Source organism: Pseudomonas sp. UC 17F4 (assembly GCF_900101695.1).
Taxonomy (GTDB): Bacteria; Pseudomonadota; Gammaproteobacteria; order Pseudomonadales; family Pseudomonadaceae; genus Aquipseudomonas.
Genome location: NZ_FNKV01000001.1, coordinates 5,111,221 through 5,130,728, shown reverse-complemented (window position 1 = coordinate 5,130,728; position 19,508 = coordinate 5,111,221). Strand labels below are relative to the sequence as shown.

General features: G+C 62.3%; 23 protein-coding genes. 13 read left to right on the top strand and 10 right to left on the bottom strand.

Features of this window, described 5'->3' with window-relative positions; translation table 11 throughout:
- Positions 1-3: 3 nt before the first annotated feature.
- The 3 genes from BLR26_RS23325 to BLR26_RS23315 all read right to left on the bottom strand — a co-directional run bounded on the left by BLR26_RS23325 (position 4) and on the right by BLR26_RS23315 (position 3,097).
- A complete protein-coding gene (locus BLR26_RS23325) occupies positions 4-1,002 on the bottom strand; it encodes an ABC transporter substrate-binding protein (protein ID WP_093386114.1) in 999 nt (332 codons plus the stop codon).
- Positions 1,003-1,041: 39 nt separating this feature from the next.
- The gene (locus BLR26_RS23320; RefSeq protein WP_045193440.1) at positions 1,042-1,878 is read right to left on the bottom strand and encodes an ABC transporter ATP-binding protein; all 837 of its coding nucleotides are present in this window, start codon (positions 1,876-1,878) and stop codon (positions 1,042-1,044) included.
- A gap of 334 nt (positions 1,879-2,212) precedes the next feature.
- Complete coding sequence (locus BLR26_RS23315) at positions 2,213-3,097, bottom strand: DMT family transporter (RefSeq protein WP_093386111.1); 885 nt, start codon at positions 3,095-3,097, stop codon at positions 2,213-2,215.
- A 186-nt stretch (positions 3,098-3,283) separates the two neighbouring features.
- On the opposite strand from BLR26_RS23315, the gene aceK reads away from it, so the two are divergent.
- Entirely contained in the window at positions 3,284-5,005 is a 1,722-nt protein-coding gene (gene aceK, locus BLR26_RS23310; RefSeq protein ID WP_093386107.1) for a bifunctional isocitrate dehydrogenase kinase/phosphatase, read from the top strand.
- 167 nt (positions 5,006-5,172) lie between these two features.
- On the opposite strand, the gene BLR26_RS23305 is transcribed toward aceK, so the two are convergent.
- Positions 5,173-6,042, bottom strand: coding sequence for a DUF6279 family lipoprotein (locus BLR26_RS23305; RefSeq protein WP_093386102.1), 870 nt, complete (start codon positions 6,040-6,042; stop codon positions 5,173-5,175).
- A 145-nt stretch (positions 6,043-6,187) separates the two neighbouring features.
- Between BLR26_RS23305 and BLR26_RS23300 the strand changes: the two genes are divergently transcribed.
- Positions 6,188-7,024, top strand: a complete 837-nt coding sequence (locus BLR26_RS23300) for a CvfB family protein (RefSeq protein ID WP_045193436.1) — start codon at positions 6,188-6,190, stop codon at positions 7,022-7,024.
- On the opposite strand, the gene BLR26_RS23295 is transcribed toward BLR26_RS23300, so the two are convergent.
- Positions 7,025-7,405, bottom strand: a complete 381-nt coding sequence (locus tag BLR26_RS23295; RefSeq protein ID WP_038996550.1) for a hypothetical protein — start codon at positions 7,403-7,405, stop codon at positions 7,025-7,027.
- Positions 7,406-7,611: 206 nt separating this feature from the next.
- Here BLR26_RS23295 and BLR26_RS23290 point away from each other — a divergent pair, with 206 nt between their 5' ends.
- From BLR26_RS23290 to def, 3 genes are all read left to right on the top strand, one after another.
- Positions 7,612-7,791 (top strand): CsbD family protein, encoded by a 180-nt coding sequence (locus BLR26_RS23290; protein WP_045193435.1) that lies wholly within the window; start codon positions 7,612-7,614, stop codon positions 7,789-7,791.
- A gap of 166 nt (positions 7,792-7,957) precedes the next feature.
- Positions 7,958-8,944, top strand: a complete 987-nt coding sequence (locus tag BLR26_RS23285; protein WP_093386097.1) for a YihY/virulence factor BrkB family protein — start codon at positions 7,958-7,960, stop codon at positions 8,942-8,944.
- On the top strand, positions 8,934-9,473 hold the full coding sequence (def, locus tag BLR26_RS23280) for a peptide deformylase (RefSeq protein ID WP_093386093.1): 540 nt from the start codon (positions 8,934-8,936) through the stop codon (positions 9,471-9,473). The genes BLR26_RS23285 and def overlap by 11 nt, the downstream gene beginning before the upstream one ends.
- On the opposite strand, the gene BLR26_RS23275 is transcribed toward def, so the two are convergent.
- Positions 9,425-9,796: a GNAT family N-acetyltransferase gene (locus tag BLR26_RS23275; RefSeq protein ID WP_093386089.1), complete on the bottom strand. Its 372-nt coding sequence runs from the start codon at positions 9,794-9,796 to the stop codon at positions 9,425-9,427. The genes def and BLR26_RS23275 overlap by 49 nt on opposite strands.
- A gap of 366 nt (positions 9,797-10,162) precedes the next feature.
- Between BLR26_RS23275 and BLR26_RS23270 the strand changes: the two genes are divergently transcribed.
- Positions 10,163-10,420, top strand: a complete 258-nt coding sequence (locus tag BLR26_RS23270) for a DUF2790 domain-containing protein (protein WP_045193430.1) — start codon at positions 10,163-10,165, stop codon at positions 10,418-10,420.
- Between the two features lie 99 nt (positions 10,421-10,519).
- On the top strand, positions 10,520-11,149 hold the full coding sequence (locus BLR26_RS23265) for a lytic polysaccharide monooxygenase auxiliary activity family 9 protein (protein ID WP_093386084.1): 630 nt from the start codon (positions 10,520-10,522) through the stop codon (positions 11,147-11,149).
- Positions 11,150-11,155: 6 nt separating this feature from the next.
- Here the strand turns inward: BLR26_RS23265 and ada are convergent, their stop codons facing one another.
- From ada to BLR26_RS23250, 3 genes are all read right to left on the bottom strand, one after another.
- Complete coding sequence (gene ada, locus BLR26_RS23260; RefSeq protein WP_093386079.1) at positions 11,156-12,217, bottom strand: bifunctional DNA-binding transcriptional regulator/O6-methylguanine-DNA methyltransferase Ada; 1,062 nt, start codon at positions 12,215-12,217, stop codon at positions 11,156-11,158.
- A gap of 76 nt (positions 12,218-12,293) precedes the next feature.
- A complete protein-coding gene (locus BLR26_RS23255; RefSeq protein ID WP_093386074.1) occupies positions 12,294-12,923 on the bottom strand; it encodes a DNA-3-methyladenine glycosylase family protein in 630 nt (209 codons plus the stop codon).
- Positions 12,923-14,266, bottom strand: coding sequence for an aminotransferase-like domain-containing protein (locus tag BLR26_RS23250; RefSeq protein WP_093386069.1), 1,344 nt, complete (start codon positions 14,264-14,266; stop codon positions 12,923-12,925). The genes BLR26_RS23255 and BLR26_RS23250 overlap by 1 nt, the downstream gene beginning before the upstream one ends.
- An 87-nt stretch (positions 14,267-14,353) precedes the next feature.
- Here BLR26_RS23250 and BLR26_RS23245 point away from each other — a divergent pair, with 87 nt between their 5' ends.
- The 6 genes from BLR26_RS23245 (at position 14,354) to BLR26_RS23220 (ending at position 19,018) form a co-directional block, all read left to right on the top strand.
- Entirely contained in the window at positions 14,354-15,310 is a 957-nt protein-coding gene (locus tag BLR26_RS23245) for a threonine dehydratase (RefSeq protein ID WP_093386064.1), read from the top strand.
- A gap of 122 nt (positions 15,311-15,432) precedes the next feature.
- Positions 15,433-16,092, top strand: coding sequence for a LysE family translocator (locus BLR26_RS23240; RefSeq protein WP_045193424.1), 660 nt, complete (start codon positions 15,433-15,435; stop codon positions 16,090-16,092).
- A gap of 314 nt (positions 16,093-16,406) precedes the next feature.
- Positions 16,407-16,841: a YybH family protein gene (locus BLR26_RS23235; protein WP_093386060.1), complete on the top strand. Its 435-nt coding sequence runs from the start codon at positions 16,407-16,409 to the stop codon at positions 16,839-16,841.
- 86 nt (positions 16,842-16,927) lie between these two features.
- Positions 16,928-17,272 (top strand): YciI family protein, encoded by a 345-nt coding sequence (locus BLR26_RS23230; protein ID WP_093386056.1) that lies wholly within the window; start codon positions 16,928-16,930, stop codon positions 17,270-17,272.
- Between the two features lie 19 nt (positions 17,273-17,291).
- The gene (locus BLR26_RS23225; RefSeq protein ID WP_045193421.1) at positions 17,292-17,783 is read left to right on the top strand and encodes an SRPBCC family protein; all 492 of its coding nucleotides are present in this window, start codon (positions 17,292-17,294) and stop codon (positions 17,781-17,783) included.
- On the top strand, positions 17,783-19,018 hold the full coding sequence (locus BLR26_RS23220) for an RNA polymerase sigma factor (RefSeq protein ID WP_093386051.1): 1,236 nt from the start codon (positions 17,783-17,785) through the stop codon (positions 19,016-19,018). The genes BLR26_RS23225 and BLR26_RS23220 overlap by 1 nt, the downstream gene beginning before the upstream one ends.
- Before the next feature lie 3 nt (positions 19,019-19,021).
- On the opposite strand, the gene BLR26_RS23215 is transcribed toward BLR26_RS23220, so the two are convergent.
- On the bottom strand, positions 19,022-19,492 hold the full coding sequence (locus tag BLR26_RS23215) for a MaoC family dehydratase (protein ID WP_045187560.1): 471 nt from the start codon (positions 19,490-19,492) through the stop codon (positions 19,022-19,024).
- Positions 19,493-19,508 lie beyond the last annotated feature (16 nt).

The window sequence follows — 19,508 nt, the reverse complement described above, 5'->3', positions numbered from 1 at the left end:
GGCTTATTGCGCGGCCGTGGTGGTTTCGATGAACTGGTTGCTGTAGAGCTCGTCGAGCTTGGGTTCCTTGGCGACGATGCCTTCGCTGACGTAGAACTTGCGCACTGCGTCCAGGCGCGCCGGGTCGATGCGCCCGAGCACGGTCTGGTTGGCGTAGACGTGCTCGACATACAGGCGCAAGGTTTTCTCCAGCGCCGCTTCCTTGCCGGCGTAGGCCGGCACGGCCTTGGCGAAGGTGGCGGCGGCGGCTTTCGGGTCCTGGATGATGTCGCGCATGCCCTGCAGGGTGGCCTGGACCACGCCGCCGACCACCTGCGGCTGGTTGTTGATGGCGTCGTCCGAGGCGAGGATCGCCTGGGCCATGCTCTCGAAGATTTCGCTCTGCGGAATCAGGCTGATCTTCAGCCCGGCCTCTTCGGCATTCACCACCCAGTCCGGCACCCCGGCCATGGCCTGGGCCTTGTTGGCTGAAAACAGCTGCCACACCCCCGAGGGGCCGGCGGCCTGGATATCGACGTCGGTCTTGTTCAGGCCGGCCTTGCGCAGCGAGGCGAGCAGGGCATAGTAGGTGGTGTCGGAGTAGGACATCACGGTCAGGGTCTTGCCCTTGAGGTCCTTGATCGACTGGATGTTCTCGCCGGCGTTGGTGGCGATCATGGTCACCCCGCCGGCACCGAGCACCGCCACCGCACGCACTGGAATGCCGTTGGCGCGGACCACGATCGGGGTGTCACCGATGGCGCCGCCGAGCATGGCGTTGCCGGCACCGATCTGCTTGGCGACATCGACTCCGCCCTTGGCGGCGATGAAGGTCAGGTCCAGGTCCCTGGCACGGTAGTAGCCCTTTTCCTTGGCGATGATCCACGGCGCAAAAGCCGGCGAGTTGGGCGGCGCGGGCAGCAGGTAGGTGACCTTGGTCGGCTCTGCCTGGGCGCTGAGCGCCAGGCCAAGGCCCAGGGCGATGACTGAAGTCTGTGCCAGGCGTTGCAGGGACTTGAACATGCGTACTCCTGAATCGGTTGATGGGCCGGTGGCCGTTGATCAATGCAGTTCGGTGTCTTCGCCGACTTTCAGCAGTTCCATCAGGCGCCCGGCCAGCGGGCCGATTTCCGGCAGCTTGCGGCGCTCCAGCGGGTTGTCGCGAAACGGCAGGTCGACAGTGATTTCTTCGATGATGGTGCCGGGGCGGGCGCTCATCACCAGCAGACGGTCGGACATGGCAATCGCCTCGACCAGGTCATGGGTGATGAACAGCGCGGTTTTCTTTTCTTCGAACAGCATCCGCGCCAGGTCCTGTTGCAGGATCATCTTGGTCTGCGCATCGAGGGCCGAGAACGGCTCGTCGAGGAACAGCACCTGCGGGTCGATGGCCAGGGTCCGGGCCAGGGCGGCGCGCTGGCGCATGCCGCCCGACAGCTGGAACGGGTAGTGGTCGGCAAAGCCTTGCAGGTGGCAGCGATTGAGCAGATCTTCGGCAATCGGCTGGCGCTTGGCGGCGGGCATGCCCTGGATTTCCAGGCCCAGCTCGACGTTGCGGCGGATGCTGCGCCAGGGCATCAAAAGATCCTTCTGCAGCATGAAGGCGACCTTGCGCACCGGCCCGACCACCGCTTCGCCACCGACGAAAACTTCGCCTTCGCTGGGGCGGTAGAGGCCCGAGCCCATGTTGAGGATGGTGCTTTTGCCGCAACCGGACGGGCCGATGATCGACACCACCTCGCCGCGGCGGATCTTGAAGTTCACCTCGCGAATGGCAAAGGGCGCCTCGGCCTTGCCCTTGGCCGGGAAGCATTTACCGACATTGCGAAATTCGATTTCGGTCGGCTCCAGGTCTTCCTTGGAGTGCGGCGTATTCCATTGAGAGGGGATTGCGTACATCTCTTTCACAGCCATTGGGGAAGCTCTCTGGTCTGTTTTATAGGTGATACGCGGTTTAGTGCATGAACAATGCCAAATGTGTATTGGCCCTGTTTTATTTGAAAAGTGCTTATTTATTAGTGACTTATTGAATTAGCAGGAAAACTTGTTTGTTTTATATATGAAACAAGGTTTTCTATATGGCACGAAATTGCACAACAACTGCGCGTGGCAATGGCGGGTGCAATGAAAAGAGGCTTTTTTCGGTAACGCGAGTGAAGGGCTGGTTTCAGGGGTGAAACCAGAAACTGTGGAAGCTGGCTTGGCAGCTCCCACAGGAACAAGCATTAACCTGTCAGGCGCGAGCTGGCTTGAGCACCAGCCACAACGCCACGGCAATCAACAACCCGCCGTACAGGTGCGCCATCGACAGCGGCTCGTCCAGCAGCCAGGCGCCCCACAGCACACCGAAGGCCGGGATCATGAAGGTCACGGTGCTGGATTTGACCGGGCCGATCTCGCTGATCAGGCGGAAATACAGGATGTAGGCAAAGGCGGTGCACACCAGCCCCAGGCCCAGCAACGACGCCCACACCTGCCAGCCACCCCAGCTTGCCGGCGGCTGGGTGAGCACGCTGTAGCCGAACAACGGTAACAGCAGCAAGGTTGCGCCCATCATACTGCCCAGCGCCGACAGGCGGCTGTCGAGGCCGCCTTGCTGGTCGAGCCAGCGCCGGGCGAGAAAGCCGGCCAGGCCGTAGCACGCGGTCGCCGCCAGGCACGAGAGGGCGCCTTGCAACAGCTTGGCGTCGAACGCCACCGGCCCCGCGCCACTGAGAATGCCAACCCCGAACAGGCCGAGGAAGATGCCGCTGAGCTTGGCCAGGGTCAGCGGTTCACGGAACAACAACGCGCCAATCAGCACGCCCATCAGCGGCGTGGTGGCATTGAAGATCGCCGAGTAGCCGGCCGGCAGCACCTGGGCGGCCACTGAATAAAGGGTGGCGGGTATCCCCGAGTTGATCATGCCCAGCACCAGGCAGGCCTTGAGCTTGCCATTGAAGTCCCAGCGCACCCGCAGCAGGGCGAGAATCACCAGCAGGCCGAGGCAGGCGATGGAGACGCGGAAAAACGCCGTCGGCAGGGTGCCGAGCACCGGCGCGATGATGCGCATGAACAGAAAGCTCGCCCCCCAGACAGCAGCAAGAATCAACAGGCGGGATATGGCGATGGGGCTCATGAGGCTCTCCGGGTCCTTTGGGGCAGGGCGCGAGTTTACGTTACATCGCAGCCTGCGCTCTCTCCCTTTCTTGCGCTTGAATTCAGCACCCGGCGAGTTTGGCCGATACAGCCGCGCCAACAGGCTTTCCCTGCTCGTGGCGACTGGCTAAGCTCAGGCTTTGACATTCCCGCAGAGGTCTGACGTATGCCCCAGCAATGGCCGGCCGCCGATATCGCCCGGATGATCCTCGATGGCTTCGACGATTACCGCGAGCATTTCCGCCAGATCACCGACGGCGCCCGCGAGCGATTCGAGCAGGCCCAGTGGCAACAGACCCAGAGCGCCTCGGCGGCGCGCATCAATCTGTATGAGGAAAAAGTCAGCGAGGTCAGCGGCTGGCTGCGCCAGGGCTTCGAGGGCGAGGTGCTGCTCGACGTCGCGCTGTGGCCGCTGGTCAAAAGTGCTTATATAGGCCTGATCGACCCGCGCCTGGACGATGAACTGTCCGAGACCTGGTACAACTCGATCTTCTGCAGCCTGTTCAGCCATGACCTGATCAGCGATGGCTGCATGTTCATCCACACCACCCGGCCCTCGCTGCGCAGCCACGAGCGGGCAGCGCAAACCCGCACCTATCGGCCACAAAGCGGCTTGAGCGCATTGCTGGCGCAGGTGTTTGCCGACTACCGCTTCGATGTGCCCTACGCGGACCTTGCCGGCGACTTGGCACGCCTGGAAGGGCAACTGCGCGAGAACCTGCCGGACTGGGTCTGCAAAGACCCGGCCCTGGCCGTCGAGCTGTTTTCCTCGGTGTTGTACCGTAACAAGGGCGCCTACCTGGTCGGGCGCCTGTACACCCAGGACGAGCAATGGCCGCTGGTGATCCCGCTGCTGCACCGTGAGGGCCACGGCATTGAGGTCGACGCGCTGATCACCGACGAAGCCGAGGTGTCGATCATCTTCTCCTTCACCCGCTCCTACTTCATGGTCGATGTACCGGTGCCGGCCGAGTTCGTCGGCTTTCTCAAGCGCATCCTGCCGGGCAAGCACATCGCCGAGCTGTACACCTCGATCGGCTTCTACAAACACGGCAAGTCGGAGTTCTACCGGGCGCTGATCAACCACCTGGCCGGCACCGATGACCGCTTCATCATGGCCCCGGGCGTGCGTGGCATGGTCATGAGCGTGTTTACCCTGCCGGGCTTCAACACCGTATTCAAGATCATCAAGGACCGCTTCTCGCCGTCGAAGAACGTCGACCGCGCCACGGTGATCGAAAAGTACCGGCTGGTAAAAAGCGTCGACCGCGTCGGGCGCATGGCCGATACCCAGGAGTTCTCCGATTTTCGTTTCCCCTTGAGCAAGTTCGAGCCCGAGTGCCTGGCCGAACTGCTGGAAGTGGCGCCGTCTACCGTTGAAGTGCACGGCGACACCGTGCTGATCCGCCACTGCTGGACCGAGCGGCGCATGACCCCGCTCAACCTCTACCTGGAAAACGCCAACGACGCCCAGGTACGCGAGGCCCTGGAAGACTACGGCCTGGCCATCAAGCAACTGGCGGCGGCGAACATCTTCCCCGGTGACATGCTGCTGAAGAACTTTGGCGTTACCCGGCACGGGCGGGTGGTGTTCTACGACTACGACGAAATCTGCTTTCTGACCGAGGTCAACTTCCGCTATATCCCGCCGCCGCGCACGCCGGAGGATGAAATGGCCTCAGAGCCCTGGTACTCGATCGGCCCGCTGGACGTGTTCCCCGAGGAGTTTCCACCGTTTCTGTTCGCCGATAGCGGCCAGCGCCGGTTGTTCAACCAGCTGCACGGCGAGTTGTACGACGCCGTTTACTGGAAGAGCCTGCAGGCGGCGATCCGCGGCGGCAAAGTGATCGATGTGTTCCCGTACCGGCGCAAGTGCCGGGAAGGCTGAACAACATCGCGGGTCAAGCCCGCTCCCACAGGAATGAGGGTGAATCTGTGGGAGCGGGCTTGCCCCGCGATCGAGCGCGTAGCGGTCGTATGCCAGGCAACTCCTGGTTTGCTGGCTGTACTGGCCTCATCGCGGGTCAAGCCCGCTCCTACCGTTGAATGCGGCCGCTACCCCTTCAAGCACTTCAACTCACTGAAACTCTGGCGCACCTGCGCAAGCTTCTGCTCCAGGTGCTGGCGCTGTTGTTCGCTGCTCTGCGCCATCACATCCACCAACAAGCGCCGCGCCTCCTGCTCGGTGCGCTGGAAGGCGATCCGGTACTCCGGGGTCCACAGGCTTTCGCGCTTTTTCAGGAGGATCTCCAGGCGTGGCTCGAAGCTGTCGCTGTGGCGCTGGTCCATGGCTGCGCTGAACTGTGCCTGCCAATGGGCGCGGTTGGCGATCCACTGGCGGTTCTGCTCGCCCAGGCCCTGGGACCAGGTCATGACTCGAAGTTTTTGCTGCGGGCTGAGCTCGCCCAGCCAGGTGCTCAAGCGTTTTTCCATACGCTCGGCACGGCGTTCGATCTGCCGCGCCAGTGGGGTATTGACGTATTTGGCCTGGCGTTCGCGAATGTCGTCGGCAAAGGCTTCGCGCATTTCCCGCACTTGCTCGTCATCCATGCTGCGCAACAGTTCGGCGGCCGACGGAGTGATCTGGTCGGCGACCTTGGCAATCGCCTGCCGGGCTTCTTCAGTGCGTACCTGCAACTGCTGGTCGGTTATCGCATTGCGGGCGACCATCGCCTGAATTTCGTCGATCCAGGTCAGGTAGCCGGGCAGTTGCGTGCGGCAATGCCAGGCCAGTTGCTGTTTGAGCCGTTCGTTGAGCCAGGTTTTTTGCTGGCGATTCATGCTCAGGTAGTCGTTGAGCGACCAGGGCACCAGCATGTCGAGGTTGCGGTAGGCCAGGTCGATGCGGTTGCAGGCGACCACCAGCAAGGCCGATATCACCAGCAACAGAACGGTGCGCAGGTACTTGGACAGGCAGGCGTACATGAGCGAATCCTTGCGAAGGCTTGCTTGTCTTTATAGAACAGGGCTGGCCTGTGCGGTTCATTTTGCTGACAGGCCGTCATCGGCGACCGGGCGCAATCGCCGCGTGAGGTGTAGAATGCCCCGCTCGCAACGAGGATTTCCGGAAATGGCTTTAGTTGGGCGTTACAACACTTTGCAAGTGGTCAAGCACACAGACTTCGGTCTGTACCTGGACGGCGGGGCGGACGGCGAAATCCTGCTGCCCAACCGTTACATCCCCAAGGATACGCCCACCGAGGTCGAAGACTGGCTGAACGTCTTCATCTACCTCGACAGCGAAGACAAGCTGATCGCCACCACGGAAAAGACCAAGTTGCAGGTCGGCGACTTCGCCAGCCTCAAGGTCAAGGAAATCAACAGCATCGGCATCTTCCTCGATTGGGGCCTGCCCAAAGACTTGCTGATGCCGTACTCCGAAGAAAAGCGCCAGATGAAGGCCGGCGAGTACTGCGTGGTGCATGCCTACCTCGACAAGCGCACCCGCCGTATCACCGCCACCGCGCGCCTGGACCGCTACCTGGACAAGGTGCCGGCCAACTATAAGGTCGGCCAGGAGGTTGATTTGCTGGTGGTCGAAGAAACCCCAATGGGCTTCAAGGCGATCATCAACAACAAGCACTGGGGCCTGATTCACAAGAACGAGGTGTTCAAGTTCCTGCGTTCGGGCAAGCAGGAGAAGGGCTACATCAAAGAGCTGCGCAGCGACGGCAAGATTGCCCTGAGCCTGCAGCCTATCGGCCAGGACCTGGCCAACAGCCTGCACGACAAGATCCTCGCCAAGCTCAAGGACGCCAACGGCGTGCTGCCGGTCAGCGACAAGAGCGACCCGCAGTTGATCAGCGATCTGTTCGGGGTCAGCAAGGGCAACTTCAAGAAGGCCATCGGTGCCTTGTACAAGGATGGCCGCATCGTCATCCACGCCGACCGCATCGAACTGGCTTGATCAGACCTGCTTGAAGCCTGCAAAGCTCAGGTTCTCACCGCCTGGGCGCAGGTCTTTGAGCAGCGAGTCGCGATCGGCGCTCAGCGCCAGGCTGATGGTCGAGCGACGCTTGCCCGGGTGGCGCACTTCCATTTTTTCCTGATGGGCCTGCAGGTAGTTCACCGGCACCTTCAAATGCTGCAGCTCGTCGGTTTCGGGGGTGTGCAGCAGCAGGTTGACCCAGTCGGGCTGGCCCTTGCGCAGCAGTTTCACCGGCACATCGAACCACCACAGGCTGCGCTTGGTGTCGAGCACGGCAAACAGGGTGTTGTCGCTGTTGAGCACGGGGCGTTCCAGTTCCTGGTTGCGGCGGGCGATGGCGGTGGGTTTGTCGAGTTTCATGCAGGTTCCTACGGGTGACGCTTGAAAGGTCGCTTATTGTGCTGGCAACGCGATGAAACATAAAGCGACGTTGCTCGCTGGCCTCTCTATTGCCCCTGCGCGCTCGACAGGCGGCCGCCGAAAATAATTGAAACTCTCGCAAGCGGCCACGGGTCCACAGACTGTCGACTCTGACAGCGTGTTATTTCCCCTTCAGGAGAACTCCCATGAGTGGCACTAAAGATAAAGTCAAAGGCATGGCCAATGAGGCTGTTGGCAACATCAAGCAAGGTGTCGGCAAAGTGACCGACAATGATCGTCTGCGCGCCGAAGGCGAACTGCAGGAGCGCAAAGGCGAAGCCCAGCAAGTGGTCGGCAAGGTCAAGGATGCCGTGAAGAAGCCTTGAACCCTGTGAGCAGGGCGGGACGACGGCCATCCTCGGGTGGCCGTTGTGCTATCTGCAGCAATCAATCGCAACTTTGAGGCGATCGTCGATTAGACTTCAGGACGTACCTGTCAGATGAGTGTGTGAGGAGCCCGCCCATGAACCTCGAGCGGCGAAAGGAGACGCTATGATTTTTCCCGACCTGCGCGGCTTGCCGTTGCACCGTGTGCTGGTGCGCACGGTCAAGGAATTTCTTGATGACGAGATGTCCACCTATGCCTCGGCGCTGGCCTACCAGATGCTGTTCTCGCTGTTCCCCTTCCTGCTGTTTTTGATCGCCCTGATCGGTTTCCTGCATTTGCCCGACTTCTTCTCCTGGCTGCGCCTGCAGTCGGAACTGGTGTTGCCGCCCCAGGCGCTGGAGCAGGTCAACCCGGTGATCGACCAATTGCAGCAGTCCAAGGGCGGCTTGCTCTCGGTGGGTATCGTCATTGCCCTGTGGACCGCTTCAGCCGGCGTGCGGCTGATGATGAGCGCCATGAACGCCGCATATGATGTGGTCGAAGGGCGCCCAGTGTGGAAGCGCATTCCGCTGTCGGTGATCTACACCGTCGGTATCGCCGGCATGCTTCTGGCGGCCGCCGCGCTGATGGTGCTGGGGCCGCAGGTGATGGAATGGATTGCCGCGCAGATCGGCATGCAGGAGTTCATCGTCACCTTGTGGACGGTGCTGCGCTGGCCGGCGATCATCATTCTGATGATGGTCGCGGTGGCGCTGATCTATTACGTGATGCCCGATGTGAAGCAGAAGTTTCGCTTCATTACCCCGGGTTCGGTGCTGGCGGTGGTGGTGTGGATCATCGCCTCGTTGGGCTTTGGTTATTACGTCAAGACCTTCGCCGACTACAACGCCATGTACGGCAGTATCGGTGCGATCATTGTCCTGCTGTTGTACTTCTACATTTCTGCTGCCGTACTGCTACTGGGCGCGGAGATGAACGCGGTGATCGAGCATATGTCCGAGGAAGGCAAGGACCCTGGCGAAAAAGACTTTGATGGCGTGGCCCCTGAGCATGATAAAAAGCATGTATCCGGGCTGGGCCGTGATCACTCCCTCGATCATGAAACCACGCCTGCCAGCGAACCCCTGAGTCGAAGCCAGCATGATTCATGACATCCTGAAAATGGGCGATGAGCGCTTGTTGCGCATCGCCCCGCCGGTGCCGGCGCACATGATCGGCAGCGCCGAGCTTGAGCGGCTGATCGCCGACATGTTCGAAACCATGGAGCATGTCGGCGGCGTTGGCCTGGCCGCGCCGCAGATCGGCATCGACCTGCAACTGGTGATCTTCGGCTTCGAGCGCAGCGAGCGCTACCCGGATGCCGAGGCGGTGCCGCGAACCATTTTGCTCAACCCGCTGATCACGCCCTTGGGCACCGAGGTCGAGGATGGCTGGGAAGGCTGCCTGTCGGTGCCGGGCCTGCGTGGCGTGGTGCCACGCTACCAGCGGATTCGCTACGAAGGCGTCGACCCCCAGGGCCAGCCCATCGTGCGCAACGCCGAAGGCTTTCATGCGCGGGTGGTGCAGCATGAGTGCGATCACCTGATCGGCCGCCTGTACCCCTCGCGCATTCACGACTTCAGCCGCTTCGGCTATACCGAGGTGCTGTTCCCCGGGCTGGACCCGGCCAGCGACGACTGAACCCGCACCATCGCCAGCAGCGGCTTGCTTTGCTGGTAGCGCTGCAGGCGCTCGGCCAGTGGCGCAGGCAGGGCGTCGGTGCTGGTGAAGGCCTGGTGGGCGTAGAAGCTTGCCAGGTCCGGGTGACAGAACAGCCAGATATTGCCTTGCAACTCAGCCAGCGCCGCGTCGATCAAGCGCCCGGCGAGCTGTTGGCCGCGCCAGGCGGGGGCAACGAACAAGCCGGTCAGCCAATGGCCGCCGGGCACTTCACTCAGGCACAAGGCGGCGACGATTTCCTCGGCTCGGGCCACCCAAAGTCGACCCTGGGCCGCTGCGCGCATGGGCGAGCCGTGGTTTCGATAGAATTTATTCAGCAAGGGCCGCTCGGGCGCAAGCAATGGGCAGTAGCGTAAACGGGTCACAGGTTTGATCTGGCAATGGCTCTACCCCGGGCTTTTACACCGCAAGTCAATCAATGTCGAGGGGCGTGCCTCGGGGTTATTGTTGCACAAGTGGTAACAGTGATTGTCCGGCTTCGTGATTTAACGGCCTGAAGTACCTTGTAAACTAACCACATCCCACAGAATAAGTTGTAGTGGGGTCGGGTCTTCGTGTTATGTCCCATCGCTTGATATAACAACTTCTCCGCGCCCTTATTGGCAAATGAAGTCAATCGATTAGTTTGATTGCTTTGCAGGCCTATTATCATGAAACGTTTAATTGCAGTTGCCCTGGTTGCTGTTTCTTCGTTCGCCCTGGCGGATGAAATCAATACCGCCGCGGCGCAACCGGTTGTCGAGCAGTACGACTACAGCACCAACCTGGATATCGCCAAGGTCATCAGCCTGTCGACCATTCCCAATGTCTGTGAAGTGGTACCGGCAACCATGACCTACGAAGACCACCAAGGTCAGCGCCACATCATCGAATACCGCGCCATGGGCGACGGCTGCAGCAACGGCTGATACCGTTCGGCGCCTCTGGGTTGCGCATTGCAGGGCTTGAGCTAGGGTCAAACGGGTCCAGGGTGGACAGGTTTTCTTATCTCACATGGAGTGATTGCAATGAACAGCCCTGAAAAGATTCTGCGTCACGGTCGAGTGATTACCCCTGCCAGTCGCGGTTCCACGGCGATTGAGCTGAAGTTGTTGGGGGTGTCCGAGGTCAATGAAATGGAAGGCGGCAAGAACTTTCCAGACACGGTCGCCGGCCCCGTACCTGCGCCTTATCAAGACGATGTACAAAGTACAGTACCCCCGGCAGACGGCTATATCCTCAGTGGCGGTCGGCAGGATAAGCGTGATTGTGTCAACTTTACCAATGCTGAAATGAGCGCCAAGCTCGGCCATGAATTTAAATGGCCATTGCTGAACGTGACACCAGGGCAAAACTTCAAGGTCGAGTGGACTTACACGGCGCCACACCTCACCCGCGGTTATCGCTGGTTTATTACCAAGGATGGCTGGGACGAGAGTAAACGCATCACCCGCGCGCAACTTGAAACCACGCCCTTTGCCGATGACATTTATCCCTATGTGCCGCGCTGGGCCCATACGGACAAACTCGTGGCCAAGGTCGAGCACGAGGTCAAGCTACCGGCCAACAAAAAAGGCCATCACGTAATCGTGCTGCTGTGGCTGGTCGCTGACACCGGCAACGCCTTTTACCAGGCTTTCGACGTCAACTTCCAGTAACCCGCCTCACTGGCTCTCGCGCGCCAGCAGCTCACGCTTGCGCTCCACGCCCCAGCGGTAACCCGAGAGGTTGCCGTCGCTGCGCACCACCCGGTGACACGGGATGGCCACAGCCAGGGCATTGGCCGCGCAAGCCTGGGCCACCGCGCGCACCGCCCTGGGAGAGCCGATGCGCTGAGCGATCTCGGCATAACTGGCTGTACTGCCAGCCGGGATCGCCCGCAGCGCCTGCCAGACTCGCTCCTGGAACGCCGTGCCGCGCAGGTCCAGCGGCAGGTCCAGGCCGATGCCCGGCGCTTCGATAAAGCCCACGACCCTCGCCACCAGGGTTTCGAACCCGGCGTCGCCGCCGATCAGGTTGGCCTTGGGGAATTTGTCCTGCAGGTCATTGAGCAGCGCCTGCGGATCGTCACCGAGCAGTATTGCGCAAATCCCCCGTTCACTCTGCGCCACCAGAATTGCCCCCAAGGAGCACTGGCCGATGGCAAAGCGGATTTTAGTGTTGGCACCGCCGTCGCGATAGGCCCCCGGGGTCATGCCCAGGCGCGCGTTGCTCGATTCGTAGAAGCGGCTGTTGGAATTGAACCCGGCCTCGTACAGGGCATCGGTCACCGTTGCCGCCCGCTGCAACTGCGTGCGTACCTTGTGCGCGCGGTGGGCCGAGGCATAGGCCTTGGGCGTCAGCCCGGTCACGGCCTTGAACACCCGGTGAAAGTGGAAAGGACTCAGGTTCAATTGCTCGGCCAGCTGGTTCAGGCTCGGCGCCGGGTCGGCGTTTTCGATCAAAGCGCAGGCGCGGGTGACCTGGGCCCGGTGCTGTTCGGCAACGTGGGTCTGGTCGGCGCCGCGGCGCTTGCTTGGCCGGTACCCGGCGGCTTCAGCCTGTTCGGCGCTGTCGAAAAATTCGACGTTGTCGATGCGCGGCAGGCGCGAGCTACTGCTCGCCCGGCAGTACACGCCGGTGGTGCGCACGGCATAGACGAAGGCCTGGTCAGCGGCCGGGTCGCGGGCCAGAATGGCCTGCCAGCGTGGGTCGGATTCGCTGATCCGTGGTTTGCCTGTACTCATGACGGGGTGCTCCTGGCGTTGATCGATGGGTTCAGGCTACGGCTTTGGCGCTGCGGAAAAACTCCGGGTCTTGCGTTCAAACTCGAGTGGCCGGCACTCGCCACAGGTACCAGGCGGCCACGGTCCGGTAGGGGCTCCAGTGCTTGCCCAGGTCGATCATCTGCCGGCGTGTCGGTTGCCCTTGTAGGCCCTGCAAGCGGCGGTAGCCCTCGCGCACGCCGAAGTCGTCGGCCGGCAGGATGTCCATGCGCTCCAGGGTGTAGATCAGCAACATCTCGACGGTCCAGCGGCCCACGCCACGCAGGCTCACCAGGCGTTCGATCAGTGCCTCGTCTTCAAGCATCAGAGCCTGCTGATAGTCCGGCACCAGGCCGTCGAGGCGCGCCCGGGCGATGCCCTGGATGGTTGCCAGTTTGCTCGCTGAGAAGCCGCAGGCGCGCAACTGCTCCGGGGTGGTCGCCAGCACCTGCTCGGGGCTTGGAAAGGCGCTGCCCGGGTAGAGCGCCAGAAAGCGCGCGAGGATCGCATCGCCGGCCTTGGCATGCAGTTGCTGGTAGGCGATAGCCCGCACCAGTGCCTGATACGGGTCACGGGTGGGTTTGGGCTGGTGCAGGCACGGGCCAATCGCCTCGATGTGCGCAGCCCACTGTGGGTCGAGTGCGGCGAGGCAGGTTTGTGCCTCGGTATAGAATGCGTGCGTGCTCATCAGGCCTCCAGTGCCTTGGCCACTTGTTCCAGTGCCTGCTTGAGTTCGGCGCGGCTGCCTGCGGCCGACAGGCTGATACGGATTGCCGCCAGCTCATGCTGTTTTACCGCGAACACCTCGCCTGGCACCACCGCCACGCCATGGGCCCGGCAGGCCTCGGCCAAGCGCGCGGCGCTGAGCCCGGCCTTGACCCAGATGTGCGGCGACGGCTGGCGGGTGTTAAGCAGGTGGCCACCGAGCACCTTGCACGCCAGGCGCCAGCGCTGGGTGATTTCCTCGCGCTGCCAGGCCAGGCGCCTTTGTGCGGTGCCATCGGCGATCCAGCGGCAGGCGATCTGCAGGTTCAGCGGCGACACCTGCCAGTGAGTGGCCTGGGCATGCGGGTCGATCTGTTCCAACACTTGCGGCTCAGCCACAATCCAGCCCAGGCGCAGGCCGGCGCCCACAGTTTTCGACAGGCTGCTGATCAACAGGCCGCGCTCACCGAGCATTCGCCATAGCGGTGGTTGGTCGGTGAGTGCGCCGTAGACATCATCTTCGATCACCAGCAGGTCATGGCGCTCGACCACCTCGGCAATCGCCTGCTGGCGGGCGCTGCTCATGCACGCACCCGTTGGGTTGTGCAGGCTCGGGGTCAGGACCATGACCCGTGCACCGGTGGCCCTGGCGACCCGGTCGAGGTCGTCGGCAACAATGCCCTGATCGTCCAGGGCGATGCCATGCAACGGCAGGCGCAATTGCCGGCAGGCGGCCTTGATCCCGGGGGCGGTAAGGGCCTCGACCAGCACTGTTTCACCCGGCTGGCACAGCGACAGCAACACCGTGAACAAACCCTGCTGGGCGCCGCCGCACAGCAGCAATTGCCGCTCGTTCAGTTGCAAACCGCGGTTGGCCAGCCAGGCGGCGCCGTGCACGCGAGCGCGCAGCAACTCTTCGGCGCTCAGGTAGTGATCCAGGCAAGCCGCCAGCCCCTGCTCAAGCAGCGCCTGCAAAGTGTTTTCGCTGTCGCGGTTGGCCGGCTCGATCACCGGCACGTTGGTCGACAGGTCGATCAGGCTCGATTGCACGTCGCGCTGCTTGAGGCGAAACAGCGTGGCCTCCTTGCTGCCAGCCAGCACATAGGTGCCACGGCCGACTTCACCCGAAACCAAATGGCGTGCCGCCGCCTCACGGTAGGCCTGCTGGGTGGTGCTCGGGTTGAGCCCCAGGTTCCAGGCCAGGCGCCGTTGTGGCGGCAGGCGTTCGCCGACTTTCAGCTCGCCGCGTTCGATGGCAATGGCTATTGCATCGACCAGGGCCAGGTAGCGCGGTTGGGCATCGTCGCAGAGGGTAGGGGTCCACATTTATTGTTGGCCATGCAATATAGGAATTTACCCATACAATGCGCGGCGACTAGGATCAGGTCAAATCCGATCCTGCCGAGGTGTTCCATGTTCGACCTGCCAGCCCTGCGCGAAGCTGCCCGCCTGGTTCATGCCAGCGTACCCGCCACCCCTCAGTACGCCTGGCCGCGCCTGGCCGAGCGGCTGGGCTGCGAAGTCTGGGTCAAGCATGAAAACCATGCCCCGACCGGCGCCTTCAAGGTGCGCGGCGGGTTGATGTATGTGCAGTGGCTGCGGGCACAAAAGCCGGCGGTGCGCGGCCTGGTCACCGCCACCCGTGGCAACCACGGCCAGAGCATGGCCCTGGCTGCGGGCAATGCCGGGCTGCCGATCATCATCGTTGTGCCCGAGGGCAACTCGCTGGAAAAGAACGCGGCGATGCGCGCTTTGGGCGCCCAATTGATCGAGCACGGCGCCGACTTTGACCAGGCCCGCGAAGAGGCCGCACGCCTGGCCCAGTTGCATGGTTACGAAAGCGTTCCACCGTTTCACCCCGAGTTGATCCGTGGCGTCGCCACCTACGCGCTGGAGCTGCTGGAAGCCGTGCGCGAGCTGGATTGCATCTACGTGCCGATCGGCATGGGCTCGGGCATCTGCGGGTTGATCCAGGCGCGCAACCTGCTGGGCCTGCGCACCGAGATCGTCGGCGTGGTGTCCAGCGCCGCCGACGCCTTCGCCCAGAGCCTGGAGCAGGGCCGCATCGTCACCACCGCCACGGCCAACACCTTCGCCGATGGCATGGCCTGCCGCATGCCGTTGCCCGAAGCCTTTGAAATCATCCGCCAGCACGCCGCGCGCATTGTGCGCGTCAGCGACGAAGAAGTGGCCCGGGCCATGCGCATCTACCACGAAGACACTCACAACACCGCCGAAGGCGCAGGCGCCGCCGGCCTTGCCGCACTGATCCAGGAGCGCGAGCGCCAGCAGGGGCGCAGGGTGGCGGTGATCCTCAGCGGGGCGAACATTGACCGGCAGCGGTATGCGCAGGTGCTGGCGGGCGATTGAAAAATCCTGAGTTGATCGGTTGATAAAAATGACAAGCCTGAATAAAGGCAATCTCTTCTAATACAGCCCAGCAGAAAACCGTTTTAATAGCGCCTGCCATCAACCGCGGTTACGGAACGTCGATGCCTTTTTCAAACGGATTTCTGCTGAGTTTGTCGCTGTGCCTGGATATCGGCATTGCCAATATCGCCATGATCACCCTGGCCATGCAGCGGGGTTTTTTGCAGGGTTTCTGGCTGGGGCTGGGTACCTGTGTCGGTGACCTGTTGTATGCCATTGCGGCGCTGGCCGGGATGACCGTGCTGCTGCAATTTGAAACGGTGCGCTGGGTGCTGTGGCTGGGCGGCTCGGTGTTGCTGGTATGGTTTGCCATCAAGATGCTGCTGGCGGCGCTGCGCGGCAACACCCATCTGCAGACCCCCGGCGCAATGGTGATCGAATCGGGCTGGCGCGAGTTCCTGCGCGGGATCTTCCTGGCCATGTCCTCGCCCAGCGCCATCCTCTGGTTTGCTGCGGTCGGCGGGGTGCTGATTTCCCGTTCAGGGGGCGGCAGCCTGCTTGAGGCCGGGCTGTTTCTTAGCGGTTTTTTTGCCGCCGGGCTGATCTGGTGCCTGTCGTTGTGCGGTATTGCCAGTCATGGCGGACGCCTGCTGGGTGACCGCCTGCTGACCTGGTCGTACCTGCTGTCGGCGGGCATCTTCTGTTACTTTGCTGGCTACGTGATCCTTTCCGGTTACCGCGAGTTCATCCTTGCCGTGCCTGCGGCTACCCCGGGTCTATAATGATTCGGGACACCGGTGCGCAGGTGCCGTCAGGCAGGAGGATCTTCGATGAAAGGTCTGGATGCAAAAAAGATGACGAAGAAAAAGCCACTGAAAACCGCCAAGGAAAAACACGCCGCCAAACGCGCCAAGCGCTCTGGCGACAGTTTTCTTGCACAGTAACGCCAAGAGCTCCGCAAGGGGCTCTTTTTTTAGTCCCGCAATTGAGGTTGCTGGGTTATCCATTTCCCTAGCCTGTCGATTTCAACCACTGCCATTCGACCATCTGTGAACGCGCCGAGCATCCGGCGCCCCTTCGCGCAGAGGACACGACCATGAACAGTGCCGCCGAGAACGAAATCCGCCAACTCATCGAGCAGTGGCTTCCCGCCGTACGCGCGCGCGATGTCGAGGCCATTACCGCGTCTTACGCCGAGAACATTCGCGCCTTCGATGCCATCCAGCAATTGCAGTTCCAGGGCAAGGCCGCCTATCGCGCCCACTGGCAGGCCTGCATGGATCACTGCCCCGGCGAGATGATCTTCGAAATCGAGCAACTGCAGATCCACGCCACGCCGGAACTGGCCCTGGCCCATTGGCTCAACCGCTGTGGTCCGGCCAGCAGCGAAGGCGGTGAGGATCAAGGCTGCTATATGCGCGCGACCGTTGGCTACCAGCGCATCGACGGGCAGTGGAAGGTGATTCATGAGCATTGGTCGGCACCGTTCGACATGGAATCCGGTGCCGCGCTGTTCTCGCTCAAGCCTTGAGCTGAAAACCCCGAAAGTTATGCCGAATCGCGCTTTTCAAGGCGGTGCGAACTGCCGCCATAGTATCCCCAGCGGTGGAGACGACGATGAAATACCTGTGCCTGGTCTACTGTGATGAAAGTCTGCTGCACAGCCTGCCTGAAAGCCCGGCCGACGCCGAGTGCATGGCCTATGCCGAGTCGGTCCAGGGCAGCGGCCGGATGCTCGCCGCCGAGGCGCTCAAGCCGGTGCAGACCGCGACCACCGTGCGTATGCGCGGCGGGCAGATGAGCCTGACCGACGGCCCGTTCGCCGAAACCAAGGAGCAACTGGCCGGCTTCTATCTGGTCGATGCCCGCGACCTCAATGAGGCGTTGAACATTGCCAAGGGCATTCCCGCAGCGCGAGTCGGCAGTGTCGAGGTGCGGCCGGTGCGCGACTTGCAACCCTGAACCCGAGGAGCACAACACGATGAGCCTTTTACACCCCGAGCCGCCCAAGGCGCAGCATGAGTTGTCGTTGACGCGCCTGATCGATGCGCCGCGGCGCAAGGTGTTTCGCGCCTGGACCGAGCCACAACTGCTGGCCCAGTGGTGGGGGCCCAACGGCATGACCACGCCGGAATGCGAAATGCAGCTGTGGGTGGGCGGCTTGTTTCGTACGGTGATGCGTGCCCCGGACGGCAGCGAATACCCGAACCAGGGCGTGTTTCTGGAGATCGTGCCGCCGGCGCGGATCGTCTTCACCGATGCCTTCGGCCCAGGCTGGGTGCCGTCGAACAAGGCGTTCATGACCGCCGTGGTGACCTTTGACGATGTCCACGGCAAGACCCAGTACACCGCCCGCGCCTGGCACTGGAGTGCCGCCGATTGCCAGGCCCATGAAGAGATGGGCTTTCACCGGGGCTGGGGTGAGAGCCTGGATCGCCTGGTGGCGCTGGTGACCACGCAGATGCCCGACTGATGGCAGCGCTGGCACAGGTACGGGCGCAACTGGAGGCCGTCTACCGTCAGGAGTCGCGGCGCATCCTGGCGACGCTGATTCGCTTGTTGGGCGACTTCGATCTGGCCGAAGAGGCCATGCACGAGGCGTTTTTCATTGCCGTCGAGCGCTGGCAACGCGACGGCATTCCGGCAAGCCCGCGGGCCTGGCTGGTGTCTACCGGGCGCTTCAAGGCTATCGACAGCCTGCGCCGGCGTGCGCGCTTCGACCGTTCCCAGGTGCAGTTGATGCAGGCGCTGGAGGCGCAAGAGGAGGTTCAGGTGAATGACGAAGAACTGGAGGACGACCGCCTGCGCCTGATCTTCACCTGTTGTCACCCGGCGCTGGCCGCCGATGCCCAGGTGCCGCTGACCTTGCGCGAAGTCTGTGACCTGACCACCGAAGAAATCGCCCGCGCCTTTTTGCAGAGCCCGGCGACCATCGCCCAGCGCATCGTGCGGGCCAAGGCCAAGATCCGCGATGCGCGCATACCGTACCAGGTGCCGTCGCTGGCCGAGCTGCCGGAGCGCCTTGATAGCGTATTGCGGGTGATCTACCTGGTGTTCAACGAGGGCTACTCGGCGTCGTCGGGTGAGAGCCTGATGCGCCACGACCTGAGCGATGAAGCGATCCGCCTGGGGCGTTTGCTCCAGCAGCTGCTGCCTGACCCGGAGGTGCTCGGGCTGTTGGCCTTGATGCTTTTGCAGGCCTCGCGGCAACAGGCGCGCAGCGACGCCGAGGGGGAGTTGGTACTGCTTGATGAGCAAGACCGCAGCCTGTGGAACCGTGCATTTATAGCTGAAGGTTGCCAGTTGGTGCAGCAAGCTCTGCGCAGTCAGCAGTTTGGTGTGTATAGCCTGCAGGCAGCGATAGCGGCCGTGCACGCTGAAGCTGCCAGTGCCGAGGCAACGGACTGGGATGAAATCGTCGGTTTGTACAATGTGCTGCTGCAGCGCTGGCCGTCACCGGTGATCGAGCTCAACCGCGCAGCGGCTCTGGCCCGGCGCGATGGCGCCGAGGCGGGGCTGGCGGCAGTGGAGGCAATTCTGGCCCGTGGCCAGTTGCAGGATTATCACCTGGCCCATTCGGCCCGCGCCGAACTGTGCCGCCAGTTGGGCCGCCTGGATCACGCCCGCGAGGCCTATCGCAGTGCCCTCGAGCTGACCCGTCAGGGCCCCGAGCGGCGCTTTATCGAGCGCCGCCTGGCCGAGTTGTAGGCATCAGCCGATGGTGATAGGCGGCGGGCTGACCAGCTCGACGGTCTGCTGTTTGCGCGGGGCGAGGATCTCGGCCTCGCCATCGACCACCAGTTCGTCGTTCTGGTTGAACACACGGGTGGCGATGCGCACCTTGAACTTCGGCAGTTTCTCGAGGATTTCCAGGCGCACGGTCAGGGTGTCACCGAACTTGACCGGCTTCTGGAAGCTCATGGTCTGGCCCAGGTAGATGGTGCCCGGGCCGGGCAGCTCGCAGGCCACTGCGGCGCTGATCAGCGCACCGCTGAACATGCCGTGGGCGATGCGCTCCTTGAACATGCTCTTGGCGGCGAACTCGGCATCCAGGTGCACCGGGTTGTGGTCACCGGACATCGCCGCGAACAGCTGGATGTCACGTTCTTCGACGGTTTTGCTGAAGCTGGCGGTCTGGCCGACTTCAAGGGCTTCGTACGGGGTGTTGGTGACCTGGGTCATGCTTGGCTTTCCTTCT